This window comes from Streptomyces sp. NPDC099050 (assembly GCF_044759865.1).
In the GTDB taxonomy this organism is placed as follows: domain Bacteria; phylum Actinomycetota; class Actinomycetes; order Streptomycetales; family Streptomycetaceae; genus Streptomyces.
The window spans coordinates 157,299-177,205 of sequence record NZ_JBIWAE010000015.1; the positions used below are offsets into that span (position 1 = coordinate 157,299).

The 19,907-nt window shown below is 71.9% G+C and carries 18 protein-coding genes and 1 other RNA gene; 5 read left to right on the forward strand and 14 right to left on the reverse strand.

Annotation, left to right across the window (positions count from 1 at the left end):
- Positions 1-219: 219 nt before the first annotated feature.
- The 4 genes from ACIQV3_RS24910 to ACIQV3_RS24925 all read right to left on the reverse strand — a co-directional run bounded on the left by ACIQV3_RS24910 (position 220) and on the right by ACIQV3_RS24925 (position 5,812).
- Positions 220-1,644 carry an NAD-dependent malic enzyme gene (locus ACIQV3_RS24910; RefSeq protein WP_403715249.1) on the reverse strand — a complete coding sequence of 475 codons (1,425 nt, stop codon included), beginning with the start codon at positions 1,642-1,644 and terminating at the stop codon, positions 220-222.
- A 502-nt stretch (positions 1,645-2,146) separates the two neighbouring features.
- Complete coding sequence (locus ACIQV3_RS24915) at positions 2,147-4,477, reverse strand: HelD family protein (protein WP_403715251.1); 2,331 nt, start codon at positions 4,475-4,477, stop codon at positions 2,147-2,149.
- A gap of 162 nt (positions 4,478-4,639) precedes the next feature.
- Entirely contained in the window at positions 4,640-5,209 is a 570-nt protein-coding gene (locus tag ACIQV3_RS24920) for a CGNR zinc finger domain-containing protein (protein ID WP_403715345.1), read from the reverse strand.
- A gap of 60 nt (positions 5,210-5,269) precedes the next feature.
- Positions 5,270-5,812 carry a GNAT family N-acetyltransferase gene (locus tag ACIQV3_RS24925; protein WP_403715254.1) on the reverse strand — a complete coding sequence of 181 codons (543 nt, stop codon included), beginning with the start codon at positions 5,810-5,812 and terminating at the stop codon, positions 5,270-5,272.
- Between the two features lie 117 nt (positions 5,813-5,929).
- On the opposite strand from ACIQV3_RS24925, the gene ACIQV3_RS24930 reads away from it, so the two are divergent.
- Together ACIQV3_RS24930 and ACIQV3_RS24935 are read left to right on the forward strand one after the other, a co-directional pair.
- Entirely contained in the window at positions 5,930-6,148 is a 219-nt protein-coding gene (locus ACIQV3_RS24930) for a type II toxin-antitoxin system VapB family antitoxin (protein WP_403715256.1), read from the forward strand.
- A gap of 1 nt (position 6,149) precedes the next feature.
- Positions 6,150-6,566, forward strand: a complete 417-nt coding sequence (locus tag ACIQV3_RS24935; protein ID WP_403715258.1) for a PIN domain-containing protein — start codon at positions 6,150-6,152, stop codon at positions 6,564-6,566.
- 9 nt (positions 6,567-6,575) lie between these two features.
- On the opposite strand, the gene ACIQV3_RS24940 is transcribed toward ACIQV3_RS24935, so the two are convergent.
- From ACIQV3_RS24940 to ACIQV3_RS24950, 3 genes are all read right to left on the reverse strand, one after another.
- On the reverse strand, positions 6,576-7,796 hold the full coding sequence (locus tag ACIQV3_RS24940; protein ID WP_403715260.1) for a uroporphyrinogen-III synthase: 1,221 nt from the start codon (positions 7,794-7,796) through the stop codon (positions 6,576-6,578).
- A gap of 168 nt (positions 7,797-7,964) precedes the next feature.
- Positions 7,965-9,335, reverse strand: coding sequence for a nitrate/nitrite transporter (locus ACIQV3_RS24945; RefSeq protein WP_403715262.1), 1,371 nt, complete (start codon positions 9,333-9,335; stop codon positions 7,965-7,967).
- Positions 9,336-9,505: 170 nt separating this feature from the next.
- Positions 9,506-10,513 (reverse strand): LysR family transcriptional regulator, encoded by a 1,008-nt coding sequence (locus tag ACIQV3_RS24950; protein WP_403715264.1) that lies wholly within the window; start codon positions 10,511-10,513, stop codon positions 9,506-9,508.
- Between the two features lie 103 nt (positions 10,514-10,616).
- Here ACIQV3_RS24950 and ACIQV3_RS24955 point away from each other — a divergent pair, with 103 nt between their 5' ends.
- Entirely contained in the window at positions 10,617-11,936 is a 1,320-nt protein-coding gene (locus ACIQV3_RS24955; RefSeq protein WP_403715266.1) for an MFS transporter, read from the forward strand.
- A 170-nt stretch (positions 11,937-12,106) separates the two neighbouring features.
- Here the strand turns inward: ACIQV3_RS24955 and ACIQV3_RS24960 are convergent, their stop codons facing one another.
- From ACIQV3_RS24960 to ftsE, 6 genes are all read right to left on the reverse strand, one after another.
- Positions 12,107-12,754, reverse strand: a complete 648-nt coding sequence (locus ACIQV3_RS24960; protein ID WP_403715268.1) for a hypothetical protein — start codon at positions 12,752-12,754, stop codon at positions 12,107-12,109.
- 138 nt (positions 12,755-12,892) lie between these two features.
- Positions 12,893-13,281: a transfer-messenger RNA gene (ssrA, locus tag ACIQV3_RS24965) on the reverse strand.
- Between the two features lie 127 nt (positions 13,282-13,408).
- Positions 13,409-13,894 carry an SsrA-binding protein SmpB gene (smpB, locus tag ACIQV3_RS24970; protein ID WP_266908355.1) on the reverse strand — a complete coding sequence of 162 codons (486 nt, stop codon included), beginning with the start codon at positions 13,892-13,894 and terminating at the stop codon, positions 13,409-13,411.
- An 18-nt stretch (positions 13,895-13,912) separates the two neighbouring features.
- A complete protein-coding gene (locus ACIQV3_RS24975; RefSeq protein ID WP_403715270.1) occupies positions 13,913-15,142 on the reverse strand; it encodes a S41 family peptidase in 1,230 nt (409 codons plus the stop codon).
- A gap of 67 nt (positions 15,143-15,209) precedes the next feature.
- The gene (gene ftsX / locus ACIQV3_RS24980; RefSeq protein ID WP_403715272.1) at positions 15,210-16,133 is read right to left on the reverse strand and encodes a permease-like cell division protein FtsX; all 924 of its coding nucleotides are present in this window, start codon (positions 16,131-16,133) and stop codon (positions 15,210-15,212) included.
- A 17-nt stretch (positions 16,134-16,150) separates the two neighbouring features.
- The gene (gene ftsE, locus ACIQV3_RS24985) at positions 16,151-16,840 is read right to left on the reverse strand and encodes a cell division ATP-binding protein FtsE (RefSeq protein WP_243337359.1); all 690 of its coding nucleotides are present in this window, start codon (positions 16,838-16,840) and stop codon (positions 16,151-16,153) included.
- A gap of 225 nt (positions 16,841-17,065) precedes the next feature.
- Here ftsE and ACIQV3_RS24990 point away from each other — a divergent pair, with 225 nt between their 5' ends.
- A complete protein-coding gene (locus tag ACIQV3_RS24990) occupies positions 17,066-17,260 on the forward strand; it encodes a hypothetical protein (protein WP_403715275.1) in 195 nt (64 codons plus the stop codon).
- 129 nt (positions 17,261-17,389) lie between these two features.
- Here ACIQV3_RS24990 and prfB read toward each other — a convergent pair whose 3' ends face one another.
- Entirely contained in the window at positions 17,390-18,499 is a 1,110-nt protein-coding gene (prfB, locus tag ACIQV3_RS24995) for a peptide chain release factor 2 (protein ID WP_403715276.1), read from the reverse strand.
- 323 nt (positions 18,500-18,822) lie between these two features.
- Here prfB and ACIQV3_RS25000 point away from each other — a divergent pair, with 323 nt between their 5' ends.
- Positions 18,823-19,899 carry an isopenicillin N synthase family dioxygenase gene (locus tag ACIQV3_RS25000; protein ID WP_403715278.1) on the forward strand — a complete coding sequence of 359 codons (1,077 nt, stop codon included), beginning with the start codon at positions 18,823-18,825 and terminating at the stop codon, positions 19,897-19,899.
- Positions 19,900-19,907 lie beyond the last annotated feature (8 nt).

Here is a 19,907-nt window from a genome sequence, read left to right on the forward strand (position 1 = left end):
CTCGCCCGGTTACGCATCCTGCCCCCACCACCGGCGGGAAAGCCAATCCGGCACCCGCCGGGGTCACACGAAAAGCGCCACAGTCACGCCGCGGTGACGCTCCGTCCGCGCCAGAAGGCGTCCGGACGGGTGTCCGGAGACGCGGACCGCGGGCCACGCGGGCATCCCCGCAACCCTATGGGCGGCCCGGGGGGCCCGCATCCCGCGACGCGCCGGGGATCAGACGGAGGTGGGCGCCGTCACAGCCGCGGAGGCGGCCTTGCGGACGGCTCCGGCGACCGCGCCGGCCACCTTGTCGTTGAAGACCGACGGGATGATGTAGTTCGCGTTCAGCTCGTCCTCGCCGACCACGTCGGCCAGGGCGCTCGCGGCGGCCAGCATCATGTCGGTGTTCACGGTGCGGGACTGGGCGTCCAGCAGACCGCGGAAGACGCCCGGGAAGACCAGCACGTTGTTGATCTGGTTCGGGAAGTCGGAACGGCCGGTGGCCACGACGGCCGCGGTCTGGCGGGCGATCGCCGGGTCCACCTCGGGGTCCGGGTTCGCGAGCGCGAACACGATCGCGCCTTCCGCCATGGCGGCCACGTCCTCGCCGGACAGGACGTTGGGGGCCGAGACACCGATGAACACGTCGGCGCCGACCACGGCCTCCTTCAGCGTGCCCGTGTAGCCCTCGGGGTTGGTGTTGTCGGCGATCCAGCGCAGCGGGGAGTCCGCGGCCGCGTCGACGAGGTCGGGGCGGTCCGCGTGCACCACACCGTGGATGTCCGCGCTGACGGCGTTCTTGACGCCCGCGGCGAGGAGCAGCTTGAGGATGGCGGTACCGGCGGCGCCGGCGCCCGACATGACCACCTTGACGTCGCCAACGGCCTTGCCCACCACGCGCAGTGCGTTGGTGAGGGCGGCGAGGACCACGATGGCGGTGCCGTGCTGGTCGTCGTGGAAGACGGGGATGTCGAGGGCCTCGCGCAGCCGGGCCTCGATCTCGAAGCAGCGCGGCGCGGAGATGTCCTCCAGGTTGATGCCCGCGAAGCCCGGGGCGATCGCCTTCACGACGGCGACGATCTCGTCCGGGTCCTGGGTGTCCAGGCAGATCGGCCAGGCGTCGATGCCGGCGAAGCGCTTGAAGAGGGCCGCCTTGCCCTCCATCACGGGCAGCGCGGCCATCGGGCCGATGTTGCCGAGGCCCAGCACGGCGCTGCCGTCCGTCACGACTGCGACGGAGTTGCGCTTGATGGTCAGACGGCGGGCGTCCTCGGGGTTCTCGGCGATCGCCATGCACACGCGGGCCACGCCCGGGGTGTAGATCATCGAGAGGTCGTCGCGGTTGCGGATGGGGTGCTTCGACTGCATCTCGATCTTGCCGCCGAGGTGCATCAGGAAGGTGCGGTCGGAGACCTTGCCGAGGCTGACGCCCTCGATCCCGCGGAGCTTCTCGACGATCTCGTCGGCGTGCGCCGTGGACGTCGCCGCGATGGTGACGTCGATGCGGAGCTTTTCGTGGCCGGATGCGGTCACGTCGAGGCCGGTGACCGAGCCACCGGAGGACTCCACGGCGGTGGTGAGCTGGGAGACCGCGGTTCCGCTCGCGGGCACTTCCAGGCGGACCGTCATCGAGTACGAGACGCTGGGCGCCGTTGCCATGGCCGTGTTCCTCTTCTGTCCCTGGTTCTTCTGTACACAGGGCCCAGCACTGCTCCGGCCGAAACGTGGCAGGTGCGGCAGGACCTGTTGTCCGATCGTCCCACCTACCAGCCGGTACAAGGTAACCAGCTACAAATTTCGGAAGAACTCTTCCACCATACGAGATAACTGGGGTCCGGGGAATGGGTGGCCCATACAAAAAAGTCCGCGTCCTCCACTGGGTGGAGGACGCGGACCTGGTGCTTCCTACGTCTATGACACCGACCCGCCATGCTCGCCTCGCGGCAAGTGGTCGCTCTAGGCGACGAAGGTTGGGCCCGGGGGCTTGGATCGAGTCGGTGCCGTAACCCAGGCTAACAAAGGTTCGCCCGAAGTGATCCCCCTACCGGCGACCGGTTGTCGGGACCACGCCCTTGGCCGCCGACCAACCGGCCCTACGCCGGTCCCCGCACTGTCCCCGCGCTGTCCCCGCGCCGGTCCGGTGCCGGACCCCGCGCCGGCCCTACGGCTTGAGCAGCGCCGCGACGCCCTCCGCGTCCGGCTCGTCCTGCCCGGTGGAGATCACCGTCAGCTGCTGGGTCGCACGGGTCAGGGCCACGTACAGCACCCGCAGACCCGCCGGGGACTCGTTCGCGATCTCCGCCGGGGAGACCACGACCGTGGCGTCGTACTCCAGCCCCTTCGCCTCCAGGCTGCCCAGGGCGACCGCCCGCTCCCCCAGGTCCGCGAGCCAGCCCGCGGCCTCCGCGCGCCGGTCCATGGCCACGACCACGCCGACCGTGCCGTCCACCTGCTCCAGCAGGCGCCGGGTCTCCTCCACGACGGTGGAGCGCAGGTCCCCTTCCTTGGGGGGCACCGCCGTGAAGCGCGGCCGCAGGCCCGTGGAACGCACGGCCGTCGGCGGCTCCGTGCCCGGCGCCGCCAGCTTCAGCACCCGCGAGGCGACCTCGGCGACCTCGGCCGGGTTGCGGTAGTTCACCGTCAGGGTGAACTTGCGCCTCGGCCGCGTGCCCAGCGCCTCGTCGCGCGCGGCGGCCGCCTCCTCGGGATCGGTCCACGAGGACTGCGCCGGGTCACCGACCACCGTCCACGTGCCGCCCCGGCCGCGGCGGCCGACCATCCGCCACTGCATCGGCGTCAGGTCCTGCGCCTCGTCGACGATGACGTGCGCGTACTCGGTGCGCTCCGCCGCGAGCCGCTCGGCCCGCTCCCACTGGGTCTCCTCGCGGGTCGGCATCAGCTCCTCCAGCCCGCTCAGCTGGTCCAGCGGGCCGTGCTCCCGCTTCCGCTTGGGCCGCGCGGGCGCGCCCAGCAGTTGCTGGAGCTCGTCCAGCAGCGCCACGTCGTGCACCGACAGGGCGCCCTTGCCGTCCGGGCCGACCCGGCGCAGGGAACGTGCCACCTGCCGGGTCTCGCGCGGGTTCAGGTCCCGGCGCGACCAGCGCGACAGGCGCCGCTCGTCCGCCATGGAGGCCAGCACCCCGCGCGGGGTCAGCTCCGGCCACCAGGCGTTCAGGAAGTCGATGAACGCGTCCTCCGTGGAGATGTCCTCGTCGAAGGCGGAGCGCAGCTCGGCGGCGAGCTCCGGGTCGCTGTGCCGGCCGGCCCCGCCGGACTTGGAGTACAGCGCGTCCAGCAGGAGCTTGCGGGCGCGCGGGCGCAGCAGGTTGACCGGGGCGGTGCCGGACAGGACGTTCTGCCGGATCCGGTCGAGGTCGTGGGCCTCCAGCTCCTGGCGGCGCCCGAAGGCCACCACGCGCAGCCGGTCGGGGGCGGGGGCCCCGCCGGGACCGCCGAACTCCAGGGCGCCCCGTACGGCCTTGCGCAGCACCTTCAGCATCCGGGACGAGCCCTTGATCCGTGCGGTGGACGGATCGTCGTACGTGGTCGCCTCGGCGCCGTCGACGAGCGAGCCGAGCGCCCGGATGGCGACCTGGCCCTCCTCGCCGAGGGAGGGCAGGACGCCCTCGGTGTAGGCGACCAGGAGCGGGGTCGGGGAGACGATCAGGATGCCGCCGGAATAGCGCCGCCGGTCCTGGTAGAGCAGGTAGGCGGCGCGGTGCAGGGCGACGGCGGTCTTGCCGGTGCCCGGTCCGCCCGCGACCTCGGCGACCGAGGCGGCGGGCGCCCGGATGACGAGGTCCTGCTCGGCCTGGATGGAGGAGACGATGTCGCGCATCGAGTGGGTACGGGCCCGCCCGAGGGCGGCCATCAGGGCGCCGTCGCCGATGACGGGCAGCTCGTTCCCGTCGAGGAAGGCGGTCACCTCGGGGCGCATCAGGTCGTCCTCGACACCGAGCACCTTGCGGCCCTTGGAGCGGATGACCCGGCGGCGCACGACGCGGCCGGGCTCCTTGGGCGTGGAGCGGTAGAACGGCGCGGCCGCGGGGGCCCGCCAGTCGATGACGAGCGGCGCGTAGTCGGAGTCGAGGACTCCTATGCGGCCGATGTGGAGCGTCTCGGCGATATCGGCCGTGAGGTCGGTGCGGATCGCGTCGTCGGCGGGCTCGACGGAGGTGAAGGCGCCGTCGGGGCCCCGCTCCCCGTCCTTGCCGAGGACCAGGTCGATGCGGCCGAACAGGAAGTCCTCGAACTCGTTGTTGAGACGGTTGAGGTGGATCCCGGCGCGGAACACCTGCGCGTCCCGCTCCGCGAGGGCGCCCGGCGTGCCGACCTGGCCACGCTTGGCGGCATCGTTCATCAGGAACTCCGCCTCGTGGATCTTCTCCTCAAGGCGTCGGTACACGTGATCGAGATGCGTCTGCTCGACCGCGGTCTCCCGATCGCGGACGGAATCCGCCGTGCTGTCGACAGCGGCATTCTGCGCGGCCACCAAGGCCCCTTTCTGACGTGCATGGGCAGCCGTCAACCGTACGCCAAGGGGCCCGCCCGCGCACGCCCCTTCCGGGACGGCTCGCGGATCAGGACGAAGATCACGCCCCCCGGCCGCCGCGCGGCCGCCCCGGGCCGGCCCCGGGACCCGCTCCGCGACGGGTCAGCCCGGGCGGGATTCGAGGACGCGGCGCCGGTGCCGGGCCACGCGCTCGCGGTTGCCGCAGAGCTCGCTGGAGCACCAGCGGCGGCGGTGTCCGCGCGAGGTGTCGAGGTAGACCCGGGCGCAGCCGTCGCCCTCGCAGGCCCGCAGCAGGTCCCGTTCGCCGGGGTCGGTGAGCAGTTCGACGGCGTCCCGGGCCACGGCGGCGAGCAGCCCGGCGCATTCGACTCCGCCGCACAACTCCCGTACGAGGTGACCTTCTTGGTCCTGCACTGCACACAGTCCCGGGGGTGGACCGGCGGCCGCCGCGTTGACCCGGGCCAGCGGGTCCGGCGGCGGCGCGGCTCCGGCCAGCTCGGCCCGTACGAGGCTCTCGACGTCGGCGCGCAGCACCCGGAAGGCGTGCACCCAGTCGTCCCCGACCCGGACGAGCGGGGTCCGGTCGGGCACCAGCCCGGCTCCGGTGAGCCACAGCCGCAGCCCGTCACCGTCCCGGATGCCCTCGGTGTGCGCGAGGGGAGAAAAAGTAGCCACCAGGTCCAGGCAGACCCGCCCGGAGTCGAACCACATGCCCGTCACCGCCTCCCTCTCGGGGCGTGCCCCCAGAGTGCCCGTCTCCGGGGCACTCGGCTAGAGGGCGGGCGGCTCGTCGTTCAGGAGGAGCTGGAAGAGGCGGTGGTCCTGCCAGTCCCCGCCGACGTGCAGGTAGCGGGGCGCGAGCCCGTACTGCTCGAAGCCCGCCTTCGCGAGCACCCGCTGCGAGGCCAGGTTCTCGACGCGGGTCCCCGCCTCGACCCGGTGCAGCCCCTCCTCGTCACGGGCGATCCGGATGACCTCGTGGAGCGCGGCGGTGGCCAGCCCCTTGCCGGCCCAGGCCTCGGCGATCCAGTAGCCGATGGCGCCGCTGTGCAGCGCCCCGCGCACGATGTTCTGGAGGTTGATCGCTCCGACCACCCCGCCGTCGGCCACCAGCACGAAGGGCCGCGCCCGCCGGTCCGCCCGGGCCCTGAGCAGCTCCTCGATCCGTACCCGCTGCCCGGCCTCGGTGTAGAACTCCCCGGCCCGGCGGGGCTCGTAGGGGGCCATGTACGGCCGGTTGCGGTCCAGCACCTCGGCGACCCCGGCGGCGTCGGCCGCCCGGATCTCCCGCATCTCCACCCCGTCAACGATCATCCGGGCACGCTAACGGACGGCACCGGCACGCTGCCAGCGGCAAGGCCCTCATGGCGCATGTATGAGACGTCCACTACCTTTGTATGAAGTAGATACTCCATCGCTCAGGAGGCCCTCGTGTCAGCCACCCAGATCGATCTCGACGACGAAGCCCTCGCCGAGGCCATGCAGTTGTCGGGCGCACGGACGAAGAAGGAGACGGTCAACCTCGCGCTGCGCGAGTACGTCGAGCGCCGCCGCCGCACCGAGGCCCGGCTCCGCCACTTCCAGGCTGCCCAGGAATGGGACGACGAGAGCTTCTGGCGTCAGCACGCCGCGGAGAGGGGCGTCGCCTGAGGTGCTCCGCTACCTGATCGATTCGACCGCGGTCTGGCGCCTGCAGCGGGACCGGACTCTCAACGAGGCCTGGGCCCACGAGATCGACGAGGGCAACATCGGCTCCTGTCGTCCCCAGCGCACGGAGTTCCGGAGGTCGGCGTGCAGTCTCGACGAGTACGAAGCGATGACGGACATGCTCGCCGACCTCTACCCAGAGGTGCCGGTACCCAAAAACGCCTGGCAGTGGATCGAGACCGCGCAGTACCGCCTGGCCCAGCGCGGCCGCCACCAGAGCCTGTCCGTCGTCGACTGGCTCGTCTGCGCCACCGCGGCCCACCACGGGCTGATCGTCCTCCACGACGACAAGGACTTCGCCGCCGCGGCGGGCCTGCTCCAGGACGTCCAGGAGCACAACGTGCACCAGGTGCCCCGGTGACGGAACCCCTCAGCCGTCCCCGTACTTCGTGTCGGCGGCCATGTCCAGCGACAGCCGGTAGCCGCGCTTGACGACGGTCTGGATGAGGTTCGGCGCGCCCAGGGCCACGCGCAGGCGGGCCATCGCCGTTTCCACCGCGTGCTCGTCGCGGCCCGCGCCCGGCAGGACGCGCAGGAGTTCGGAGCGGGCCACGACCCAGCCCGGGCGCCGGGACAGGGCCCTGAGCAGGGCCATGCCGGCCGGCGGGACGGGGCGCAGCTCGCTGTCGAGGAGGACGGCGTGGCCGCGCAGCTCCAGCCGGTGTCCGGCCACCGGGAGCACCCGGGCCCGGCCGGGGAGTTCCTGGCACAGGAGCTGCACGAGGGGTCCGAGCCGGAAGCGCTCGGGCTGCACCGTGGGCACGCCCTCCGCCTGCAGCGGCAGGGCCGTCACCGGCCCCACGCAGGCGGAGAGCACCGACCCGCCGGTCAGCGCCGCGAGCACCTGGTCCCGTACGCCCCGCTCCGCGGCCCGGGTCAGCAGCGAGGCCGCCGCCGGGGCGGAGGTGAAGCTCACCGCGTCCACGCCGCCCGCGGCCACCGCGTCGAGCAGCCGGTCCAGCGGGCCGAGGTCCTCCGGCGCCATCCACCGGTAGACGGGTACGCCGACCACCTCGGCCCCGCCGGCCCGCAGGGCCTCGATGAACCCGGGCAGCGGCTCCCCGTGCAGCTGGAGGGCGATGCGCCGGCCGGCCACCCCGGCCGTGAGCAGCCGGTCCAGTACCTCGGCCAGTGATTCCGAACGCGGGGACCAGGTCTCCACGAGCCCGGCGGCCCGGATCGCGCCCTTGACCTTCGGGCCGCGCGCCAGCAGTTCGGTCTCCCGCAGCCGCCCGAGCAGTTCCTCGCCGAGCCCCCACCCGTCGGCGGCCTCGATCCAGCCGCGGAAGCCGATCGCGGTGGTCGCCACCACCACGTCGGGCGCGCAGCCGATCAGTTCCTTGGTGGCGGACAGCAGTTCGGCGTCGTCGGCGAGCGGCACGATCCGCAGCGCGGGCGCGTGCAGCACGGTGGCCCCGCGGCGGCGCAGCAGGGCGATGAGCTCGTCGGCCCGCCGGGCGGCGGTGACCCCGACGGTGAATCCGGCGAGCGGACCGGCCGGAGGACCGGTGGGCGGACCGGCCGGAGGAACGGCGGGCGGACCGGCCGGAGGAACGGCGGGCGGGCCGGTGGGGGTGTCCTGGTCGTGCATGGTGACCTGCCTCGCGCAGTGGTCGGGTCCGGTGTCGGGGTCCGATATCGGGGTCCGGTGTCGCGGTCACACGCAGTCGTGACGCTCGCGTGAACCGAGCCTGCCCCGGTGGCGTATCAGGCTCGGTTCACGCGTATTTCGGTGCCGTTAACCGGCGTGTGCCCGCCGTTACACGGAGGTGAGCTGCGGCTTCGCCTCCGCCCCGGCCGTGGGGATCATCACCTGGGCGGGCCGGCGAAGGTATACCGCCCAGGTGACGGCGCAGCACACCGCGTAGAAGCCGAGGAAGGTCACGAAGGCCGCCGTGCCCGAGCCGGAGCTCAGGAACGCCTCGCGGAAGACCAGGTTGATGGCGAGTCCGCCGAGCGCGCCGACCGCTCCGATGAGTCCCATCGAGGCGCCGGACAGCCGCCGCCCGTACGCGGCCGCGTCCTCGCCGCTCATCCCGCGGGCCAGCGCCTTCGCCTGGAAGATGCCGGGGATCATCTTGTAGGTGGAGCCGTTGCCGAGCCCGCTGAGGACGAACAGCCCCACGAAGCCGACCAGGAACACCGGCAGGGATTCCCGTACGGACGCCAGGATCACCACTCCGGTCGCCGCCGCCATCGACACGAAGGTGCCCAGGGTGATCCACGCGCCGCCGAAGCGGTCCGCGAGGGCCCCGCCGACCGGCCGGATCAGCGAGCCGAGGAGCGGTCCGATGAAGGTGAGCGAGGCCGCCTGCAGCGGGGTGCGGCCGAACTGCGTCTGGAGCACCAGGCCGAAGGCGAAGCTGTAGCCGATGAAGGAGCCGAAGGTGCCGATGTACAGGAAGGCCATGATCCAGGTGTGCGCGTCGCGGGCCGCGTCCCGTACGGCTCCGGTGTCGTTGCGGACGGGCGCCAGGTTGTCCATGCGCAGCGCGGCGAGCGCCGCCGCGATCACGATGAGCGGGATGTAGGCGCCGAGCAGCAGCCTCGGGTGGCCGGCGCCGGCCGTACCGATGACCAGCAGGGCGGCGAGCTGGACGACGGGGACGCCGATGTTGCCGCCGCCCGCGTTGAGGCCGAGCGCCCAGCCCTTCTTGCGCAGCGGGAAGAAGGCGTTGATGTTCGTCATCGAGGAGGCGAAGTTGCCGCCGCCGACCCCGGTCAGCGCGGCGACCAGCAGGAAGGTGTTGTACGAGGTCCCGGGCTCCATCACGATCCAGGCGGCGACCGTCGGCGCGAGCAGCAGCAGGGCGCTGACCACCGTCCAGTTGCGGCCGCCGAAGCGGGCCACGGCGAAGGTGTACGGGACGCGGACCAGGGCGCCCACGCAGGTGGCGGTGGCGATGAGGAAGAACTTCCCGGCGGGGTCGATCCCGTACTGGGGGCCCATGAAGAGCACCATCACGGACCACAGGGACCAGATCGAGAACCCGATGTGCTCGGAGAGCACGGAGTAGACCAGGTTCCGGCGGGCCGTCTTCTCGCCCGTCTCCCGCCAGAAGGTCTCGTCCTCGGGGTCCCACCGCTCGATCCAGCGGCCACCCTTGCGCGGTGCGGTCGTACTGGTCATCACACGCCTCCACAGCTGCTGCGATCACGTCGCGCTCGTCGGCCGTCCCGAGCCTTGCCGGGCCTTGCCGGGTCGTGCCGGGCTCGTCGCGTCCCGTCCGTGGTGATGACCGTAGGAAGGGCTCGTTTCGGCCCCGGTCCCCGCCGGATGACCGGCGGGAAACCTTGCACTCACCCAGCGCCCACGCCCGGTGTGAGCGCGCCCGGTGTGAGCGCGGTCGGTGTGAGCGCGGTCGGTGTGAGCGCGGGCAGCCAGCTGTCCGGGGGCACCTCCAGCCAGCCGCGCCCGGCCCCGAGCTCCGCGGCGGCGCGGCGCAGCGCGTCGAGCCCGGGGTGGCTCATTCCCTTCCGCCACACCATGGAGAGCGGCGACAGCGGTACCGGGGCGGTCAGCGGCCGCTTGACGCAGCCGGGCATGTCCACGAAGTCCACGGTGGCCAGGACCGGACGGCCCGTCTTGACCATGACCCGGCGGAACTCCTCCTTGCCCACCGCCACCGGCGCGGGCGGCGCGGGTTCGATGCCCCGGCCGGCGAACAGCTCGCGCGCCAGCCCGGTCCACTCCGCCGTCCGCGGGTTCCCGGCCCCGGTGTACACCGACTCGCCGCGCAGCGCGGCCAGCGGTACGGCGTCCAGCGCGGCCAGCGCGTGCCCCTCGGGCAGCAGCACGGCGAGCGGCTCGTACCGTACGGGCGTCCGCGCGAGGCGGGCCCTCAGCGCCGGGTCGAGGCCGTCGGCGTACCCGAAGGAGACGTCGAGGCGGCCCGCGGCGATCTCGGCGGCGGCGTGGGTGAGCCCGGACTCGAAGCGGGCCATCAGCTCGCAGTCGGGGGCGAGTTCGCGGGCCCGGTCCAGGACGCTGCGGGCGGTGCCGGGGCCGTCGGTGTTGAGGTCCACGAGCAGCGGCCGGGGCCCCGAGAACGCCCCGGCCAGCTCCTCGTGCGCCCGCAGCACGCCCCGGGCCAGGGGCAGCAGCCGCTCCCCGTCCGGGGTCAGCTCCACGGCGCGGGTGGTGCGCACGAACAGGGGCGCGCCCAGGATCTGTTCGAGCCGGCGGACGTCCCGGCTGAGGGCCTGCTGGGCCACGTAGAGCCGGGCGGCGGCACGGGTGAAGTGCAGCTCCTCGGCCACGGCGAGGAAGGCGCGCAGCAGGCGGGGTTCCACGTCTCGGGGCGTCACCTGCGGAGACTAGACAACGGCGGGCGGACTGACAACGCAGAGCGGTGAATCGCTCCCGAACAGGTGTTGGACCGCCGGCAGCCCCCGGCCCGAGCCTTGATCCATGCCCACCTCCCCGCCGTCCGCCTCCCCGTCGTCCACCTCCCCGTCGTCCGCCGCCCCGTTCATGGCCGTCTCCGGCAGCACACTGGTGCTCGCCGCCGCCCCGGCGCGGCAGGAGCACCCGGCCCGCGCGGTGCGGCCGACCCGCGCCCCGGGCCCGTACCGGCGGCTCTTCGCGCTCCCCGGCACCCGCGGGTTCACCACCGGGAACCTCATCGCCCGGCTCCCCATGGGCATGTTCGGCGTCAGCGCCGTCATGATGATCGCCGGGCAGCGCGGCTCGTACGCCCTCGCCGGCGCCGTCGTGGCGGCCGGCCTGGCCGCCACCGCCCTCGTGGCGCCGTGGACGGCCCGGCTGGTGGACCGGTACGGGCAGGCCCGGGTCGCCGTGCCCGCCACCCTGATCGCGGTCCTCGGCTCGCTCTCCCTGATCGCGTGCGTACGCGCCGAGGCCCCCGCGTGGACCCTCTTCGCCTCCTACGCCGCCACCGCGACCACCCCCAACATCGGCGGCATGTCCCGCGCCCGCTGGACCCACCTGCTGCGGGACGATCCGGCCTCCCGGCACACCGCGATGTCCTTCGAGCAGGCCGCGGACGAACTGGCGTACATGCTCGGACCGGTGGCCGCCGCCTTCCTGTGCACCGCCGCGTTCCCGGAGGCGGGCACACTGGCCGGAGCCGTCCTGCTCCTCACCGGGATGCTGGTCTTCACCGCTCACCGCGCCACCGAGCCGCCGCCCGCGCCCGCCGTCCGGGGACCGTCCCCGCTCCGCGCCCTGGGAGGACTGCTGCCGCTCTTCCTCGCCCTCGGCGCGATGTTCGGCTCCATGGAGATCACCTCCATCGCCCACCTGGGCGCCCACGGCCTCGGCGGGCTCTCCGGCCCGGTCCTCGCCCTCCAGGCAGCCGGATCCTGCGCGGCCGGCCTGCTCTACGGCACCCTGCGCCCGCGCACGCTCCTCGTCTGCCTCGGCGTCCTGGCCCTGGCCATGACCCTGCCGCTGGCGGCGGCGGTCACCGGCTCCCTGCTCCCGCTGGCCCTGGCCCTGCTGCTGGCCGGCATGGCCACGGCCCCGGTCATGGTCACCGCGATGTCCCGGATCCACGCCCTGACCCCGCCGGGCCGCCTGAACGAGGGCATGACCCTCGCCGTCACCGCCCTCTTCGCGGGCATCGCGGCGGGCTCCGCGGCGGCCGGCTCCGCGATCGACCACTGGGGCACGACGACCCCGTACGCCCTCCCGGCGGGGGCGGCGGTGCTCGCCCTGGGGCTCGCGCGGACGGGAGGCTCGGTGGCGAAGCACCCGGCCGCGGGGTGAACACGGGTACCGCACCCGCCCGGGATCCGGCATCAGGGAGTGGCGCCGCCGGGCTCCGGCGGATGCCACCGGGCCCGCAAGGCCGGCCGGTATGAGCAGCGCCGCGCCCCCACGGCCGCCGCTCGGGCGGTCGTGGGGGCGCGGTGTGCGAGGTGTTCGCGCGGGCTCCGTCAGCGGGTGGGCTGGCAGATCGTGTAGACGCGGACGCCCGTGTCACCCGCGCCGGCCGGGTTCTTCAGCCACACCTGCCACCGGTTGGCGTCGGTGTTCGGGTGCGAGGTGAGCAGGTTCGCGTCCGAGGGGGTGGCGGTCTGGTAGAAGCCGCCGCCGATGACCTTGGTACCGGCCGGGCAGACGGGACCGTTGTAGTTGCCGGAGGTGCCCTTCGCGACGGCCTGGACCTCCCCGACGAGGGCGATCGGGTCCCGCGTGGGCCCGGCCGGCCCGCGCTCGCCCTGGTCACCCTTGAGCCCCTGCGGCCCCTGGGCACCGGCGTCACCCTTGAGCCCCTGCGGACCCTGGGCTCTGGCGTCACCCTTGAGCCCCTGCGATCCCTGCGGGCCCTGGGCACCGGCGTCACCCTGCGGCCCCTGGACTCCGGCGTCGCCCTTCGGGCCCTGGGCACCGGCGGCGCCTGCCGCACCTGCGGAACCCGTGTCGCCGCGGTCTCCCTTGTCACCCTGCGGGCCCTGCACGCCCTGCACGCCCTGCACGCCCTGCGCTCCCGCGGTCCCGGTCGGCCCGGCAGCGCCCTGCGGACCCGAGGGCCCTGCGGCCCCGGTGCCCTGCACGCCCTGCGCTCCGGCAGTCGGCCGCACCCGACCACCTTCCGGCCGACGCCCCCCTTACCGCCCTGGCGCCCAGTGCCCCCGCGCCCCCGAGACCCCGCGCCCCCACAACGAAAAAGCCCCCGGCCTGCGAGTGAACTCGCGAGCCGGGGGCTTTTTCACATGGGGTGGTGGAGATGGCGGGAATCGAACCCGCGTCCAACGGTGCAGAAATAGGGCTTCTCCGAGCGCATTCCGCTGCGCTTTTCTCGGCCCCGGAGATCACACGGACAAGTCTCCGACGGGCTCAGTCACTGTTTGATTTCCCTCTATCCCCCGTGACCGGAGTTAGAGGTTTAGATCCCTAATTGACGCCAGGATCCGGACCGGGACCACTTCCGGGCTGACGCTCCTCACAGAGGCTTCAGCTCACTGTTATTAGGCAGCGAGGGTGAAGCGGGAGTTATCGCTCTTGGAGTTGGCGATTATTGTTTGCGACATATGGTTAACGAGATCATTGCCGCTTTCTCGGCTCGCTTCCCCTACATCGACATCCGCTGTCGAAACCGATCATCCCCATGTTTCACGCTGTTCAGTTATGAGATCCAGCAGGCGCTCTCCATGCGTCCCGCTCGACCGGCGCCACCCGCAAGCGCGTGGTGCTGACGCCATCGTACGCGAAGTGGACCACGGTGTGCCAGGAGGTTAAAGCTGGCCGCGCTCCTTGCGCTTCACCGCCGAGATCACCCGGTTCGTCTCGCGCGTGTCCTGCTTCTCGCGCAGCGACTGCCGCTTGTCGTACTCCTTCTTGCCCTTCGCCAGCGCGATCTCGATCTTCGCCCGGCCATCCTTGAAGTACAGGGCGAGCGGCACGATCGTGTTGCCCGTCTCCCCCGTCTTCGAGTCCAGCTTGTCGATCTCCTCGCGGTGCAGGAGCAGCTTGCGCTTGCGCCGCGCGCTGTGGTTGGTCCAGGTGCCCTGGCTGTACTCCGGCACGTGCACGTTGTAGAGCCAGGCCTCGCCGCTCTCCACCGACACGAAGCCGTCGACCAGCGAGGCACGGCCCTGACGCAGGGACTTGACCTCGGTACCCGTGAGCACGAGGCCGCACTCGTAGGTGTCGATGATCGTGTAGTCGTGCCGCGCCTTCTTGTTCTGGGCGATCAGCTTGCGCCCTGTTTCCTTAGCCATAGTGCGGTCATTTTCGCACTACGGACCCACCCCGATGCCACCCAATACCGTGCGGGCCCGTTCCTCGACCCGGTCCGCCGCCGCCAGGTCCGGGGTGATGCCCGTGCCGTCCAGCCCGCGGCCCGCCGGAGTGCGGTACGTCCCCACCGTCAGCTCCGCCACCGATCCGTCCGGCAGCTCCGTGGGCATCTGCACCGAACCCTTGCCGAAGGTGCGGGTGCCGACCACCACCGCGCGGCCGCGGTCCTGGAGGGCTCCGGTGACCAGTTCGGCCGCGCTCATCGTGCCGCCGTCGATCAGCGCCACCAGCGGGCGGGCCGTATCGCCGCCCGGGGCCGCGTAGAGGGCCCGCTGCTCGCCGCGTACGTCGTACGTCGCCACCAGGCCGCCGTCCAGGAAGGCGGAGGCGGCCGTCACCGCCTCGGTGACCAGGCCTCCGGTGTTGCCGCGCAGGTCGAGCATGACCCCGCCGCCGGCCGGGGCGGCGCGGACCGCGGAGCGGACCCGGTCGCCGGAACCCCGGGTGAAGGAGGCGACCTTGATGACCGTGATCCCGCCGGGGAGCGACCGCACCGTCACCGGCTCGCTGCGCAGTTCCTCGCGCCGCACGGTCTGCGTGAGGTCGGCCCCGCCGCGGGTCAGCTTCAGCTCCACGGGGGTGCCGGCCTCGCCGCGCAGCAGGGACACCACCTCGGCCACCCTGAGCCCGGTCACGCCCTGCCCGTCGATGCTGAGCAGCCGGTCCCCGGCGCGCATCCCGGCCCGCGCCGCGGGGCTGCCGGGCTGGACCCGGTCGATCTCGATGCGGCCGTCGCGCAGCCGCCCGGCCCACACGCCGACGCCCGTCCAGCGGCCGTCCAGGTCGTCGGCGAAGGCCGCGTACTCGCCCTGGTCGTACACCGCGGCCCAGCGGTCCCCGCTGCGGCTGACCACGTCCTGGGCCGCCGACTTGGCGGACTTGCCCTCGGCGACGGCCTCGGCGGCCGCGCGGGCCACGGCGTCCCGGTCGGCGGTCGCCGCCTCGCGGGGCACCTGCGCGGGGACCCGCGGCCCGGGCGGGGCGGCGGCGGGTTCGGTACCCACCACCAGCGCGGCGGGACCCGCGGAGTCGGCGGAGCCGCCGTGGCCCCAGCTCCCGGTGCCCGCGCCGACCCCCACGGCGGCGAGGAGGAGCAGCGTCACAACAGCCCCGCGACGCACGTCGCGGGGCTGGAGACAGAAGGCGGGAACACTCGGCAAGCCCGGCATGGCGCCGAGTCTAGGACAAGGCCCCGCGCGGTACGGGTGGTTGGCCGTACCGCTCGCGGGGCACTCGTCAAACCTTCAGGTACTTGCGCAACGCGATGAAGGCGGCCAGCGAGGGCATCAGTACGCCGATGACCAGGACGAGCGGCAGCTTGGTCAGGACCGAGTCCCAGCCGATGAAGTTGATGAGCTCCATCTTCTCGCGCAGCGCGGCGCCGTGGTCGATCACGAAGTACTGGCCCGCGCCGAGCATCCCGCAGGCGAGCAGTGCGCCGATCAGGCCGGCGAAGGCCGCCTCCATGATGAACGGCACCTGGATGTAGAAGCTGGAGGCGCCCACCAGGCGCATGATCCCGGTTTCGCGCCGACGGCTGAAGGCCGAGACGCGCACCGTGTTGACGATCAGCAGCAACGCCACGACCAGCATGATCAGCATGATGCCGAGGGCGGCCCAGTTGAGGTAGCCGAGGAGCTTGAAGAGGTTGTCCGTCACACTGCGCTGGTCCTCGACGGACTGGACGCCGTCACGGCCGGAGAAGGAGGTCGTGATGACCTTGTACTTCTCGGGCTGCTTCAGCTTCACCCGGAAGGATTCCTGCATCTGGTCCGGGGTGATGGAGGCCGCCAGGGCGGTCTTTCCGAACTGTTCCTGGTAGTGCTTGAAGGCCTCGTCGGAGGACTCGTAGGTGACGCCCTTGACGAGGTCCATGCCCTTGAGCTCGGCTTCCAGGGCCGCCTTCTGCTCCGGGGTCACCGCCCCCTTGGAGCAGGCCGATCCGCCCGTCGCCTCGGCGTCGTTCTTATTGCAGAGGTAGATCGAGACATTGGCCTTGTCGTACCAGTACCCCTTCATCTTGCTCACCTGGTCGCGCATGAGCAGGGAACCGCCGAACAGGGCCAGCGACAGGGATACGGAAATGATGACCGCGAAGGTCATGGTGAGGTTACGGCGGAGACCGACCCCGATCTCCGACATGACGAACTGGGCGCGCATCGCGTCTCAGGAGCCTTTCAGTGCTGGTAGCCGTAGACGCCGCGCGACTGGTCGCGGACGAGACGGCCCTGCTCGAGTTCGATGACGCGCTTGCGCATCTGGTCGACGATCTGCTGGTCGTGGGTCGCCATGATCACGGTGGTGCCGGTCCGGTTGATCCGGTCCAGCAGCTTCATGATGCCGACGGAGGTCTGGGGGTCCAGGTTGCCGGTCGGCTCGTCCGCGATCAGCAGCGCCGGCCGGTTGACGAAGGCACGGGCGATGGCCACGCGCTGCTGCTCACCACCGGAGAGCTCGCCTGGCATGCGGTCCTCCTTGCCGCCGAGGCCGACGAGTTCCAGGACCTGGGGAACGGCCTTCTTGATCTCGCCGCGAGGTCTGCCGATGACCTCCTGGGCGAAGGCCACGTTGTCGGCCACCGACTTGTTGGGCAGGAGGCGGAAGTCCTGGAAGACGGTCCCCAGCTGGCGCCGCATCTGCGGAACCTTCCAGTTGGAGAGCTTGGCGAGGTCCTTGCCCAGGACGTGCACCTGGCCGTGGCTCGCCCGCTCCTCGCGCAGGATGAGCCGCATGAAGGTGGACTTGCCGGAGCCGGAGGAGCCGACCAGGAAGACGAACTCGCCCTTCGCGATGTCCAGGGAGACATCTCTGAGTGCGGGGCGGCTCTGCTTCGGGTAGGACTTGGAGACGTTGTCGAATCGGATCACGGGTGCACCACGGTCGCCGGGAGTAGGTGTGCGTGACCATACGCGAACAGGCGCGAGGTGTGGACCCGGCGTCCGGAGTTGCCCGATATATCCCCTGGTCCGAGAGGTGAGCGACCGCGATTGCCCGGAGGGGCCGCGCCGAATGTCATCGAAGCTGGCACAGTGGGAGGGGGAACGGACCGGTTCCCGTGACCGTTGTAACCGAGGGGACGAGAGGAGGAGCGCATGACATATGACCGGCTCGTGTGCGCGAACTGCGCCGGACCCGTCAGCCAGGGCCGCTGCCGTGTGTGCCGGGCGAACCGGGAGCGCCTCCAGCAGGAGGGCCCCTTCTCCGGTGGCGTGAACCCGGTGGCGCTCGTCGCGCTGCTGGTGATCCTGGTGGCCGCGCTGGCACTGGTGGCTCAGCAGACGGCGTAGCTCCTCAGCCGCCACGTCCCGATCAGACGCGGAAGACACAAGACAAGAACGGAAGGACCCGGACACCGCAGAGGTGTCCGGGTCCTTCCTTCGCCACGTACGCAGGTCGCAGGTACGCGTACCTGCCGACTACGCGGTCTGCTCCTGCTGCTTGCGCCAGCGGATCCCGGCCTCCAGGAAGCCGTCGATCTCGCCGTCGAGCACCGCCTGCGGGTTGCCGACCTCGAACTCCGTCCGGAGGTCCTTGACCATCTGGTACGGGTGCAGGACGTAGGACCGCATCTGGTTACCCCAGGAGCTTCCGCCGTCCTTGAGGGCGTCCATCCTGTCCTTCTCCTCCTGGCGGCGCCGCTCGAGCAGCTTGGCCTGGAGGACGTTCATCGCGCTGGCCTTGTTCTGGATCTGCGAGCGCTCGTTCTGGCACGAGACCACGATGCCGGTCGGCAGGTGCGTGATGCGCACCGCGGAGTCGGTCGTGTTGACGCCCTGGCCGCCGGGGCCCGAGGCGCGGTACACGTCCACGCGCAGCTCGCCCTCGTCGATCTCGACGTGGTCGCTGGACTCGACGACCGGCAGCACCTCGACGCCCGCGAAGGAGGTCTGGCGGCGGCCCTGGTTGTCGAAGGGCGAGATCCGGACGAGGCGGTGGGTGCCCTGCTCGACGGAGAGCGTGCCGTAGGCGTACGGGGCCTTGACCACGAAGGTGGTCGACTTGATGCCGGCCTCTTCCGCGTAGGAGGTCTCGTAGATCTCGGTCGGGTAGCCGTGCCGCTCGGCCCAGCGCAGGTACATGCGCTGCAGGCGCTCGGCGAAGTCGGAGGCGTCGACGCCGCCGGCCTCGGCACGGATGTTGACCAGCGCCTCGCGCTCGGCGTACTCGCCGGAGAGCAGGGTGCGGACCTCCATCTCGTCCAGGGCCTTGCGTACGGAGACCAGCTCGATCTCCGCCTCGGCGAGGGTGTCCGCGTCGTCCATCTCCTGGGCGAGGTCGAACAGCACCGCCAGGTCGTCGATGCGCCCGCGCAGGTTCTCGGTCTTGCGGACCTCGGCCTGGAGGTGCGAAAGCTTGCTCGTGATCTTCTGGGCGGCGTCCGGGTCGTCCCACAGGGACGGCGCGGCCGCCTGCTCCTCGAGCACGGCGATTTCTGCCCTCAGCTTGTCGAGGTCCAGGACGGCCTCGATCGACCCCATGGTCGAGGAGAGGGACTTCAGCTCTTCGGAAACATCGACGACTGCCACGGGTCCAGCGTAGCCGGTCCACGGGGGGCGCTCTCCGGCCGCTCTCCGGCCAGACCGAATCACCCGTACTAATGACGGGTCGCACGGGCGTACGCTCACGATATGACCGTCTTCCTCGTCAAGCGCCGCCATGTGGACCACATGCGTGTCACGACGACGAGCTGTCTGCCGCCGGACCATCCCCAAGCCTGATCCACCCCGATCCGACTTGGTCCTGTACGTGGCCTCGCGGTCCCGGCGCCAACCCTGCCGGCGGCCCTCCCCAGCCGCGGCCCCCGCCACCCCTGGGGACAGGACCCCGTGACATCCGAAACGGAGCCGTCATGCCGTCCGCGCACCCTTCTTCTTCTCCTGCTCCTGCTGCCGCCGCTTCTCCTTCTCCCGCCTCCTCCGCTTCGCCCGGGGCGCACTCCCTCCCGGTCCTGGACCTGTCCCAGGCCGATGATCCGGCCCTGCGCGAGGCCTTCCGCAAGGAACTGCACGCGGCCGCCCGGGACAGCGGTTTCCTGCACCTCACCGGGCACGGGATCACCGCAGCCGAGACCGCCCACATCCTGGCTCTGACCAGGGCGTTCTTCGCCCTCCCGGAGGCGGACCGGCTGGCCGTGAGCAATCTCAACTCCCCGCACTTCCGGGGGTACACCCGCATCGGGCACGAGCTGACCGGCGGCGCCTGCGACTGGCGCGACCAGCTCGACGTGGGAGCGGAGCGGCCGGCGCGGGACGTGGGACCGGACGACCCGGCGTACCTGTGGCTGGAGGGCCCGAACCAGTGGCCCGCGGCGCTTCCGGAACTGCGGGACGCGGTGCTGGAGTGGCAGTCCCGGCTGGCGGCGGTCGCCCACCGCCTGCTCCGGGAGCTGCTCGCCTCGATCGGCGCCCCGGCGGACTTCTTCGACGCCGCCTTCGCGGACCGGCCCCACCTGCACACGAAGCTGATCCGCTACCCGGGATCCGCCCCCACGGGCACCGACCAGGGGGTCGGGGCGCACAAGGACTACGGCTTCCTCACCCTGCTCCTCCAGGACTCGGTGGGCGGGCTCCAGGTGGTCCGGGACGGGGCCTTCCTGGACGTCCCCCCGATGCCCGGAGCCTTCGTGGTCAACCTGGGCGAGCTGCTGGAGATCGCCACGGAGGGGTACCTGACGGCGACGGACCACCGCGTGGTGAGCCCGGCGGGGGCCGTGGAGCGGTTCTCGGTGCCGTTCTTCTACAACCCGCGCCTGGACGCCGTCATCGAGACGGTCCCGGGCGACTACCTGGACGCGGCGCCGGGGATAGCGCACGACGCGTCGAACCCGCTGCACGCGGAGTACGGCCGCAACGAACTGAAGGGCTGGGTCCGGGCCCACCCCGCGGTGGCGCGGCGCTGGCACCCGGAACTGGTCCCCGGCGCGTAGCCCGGGAG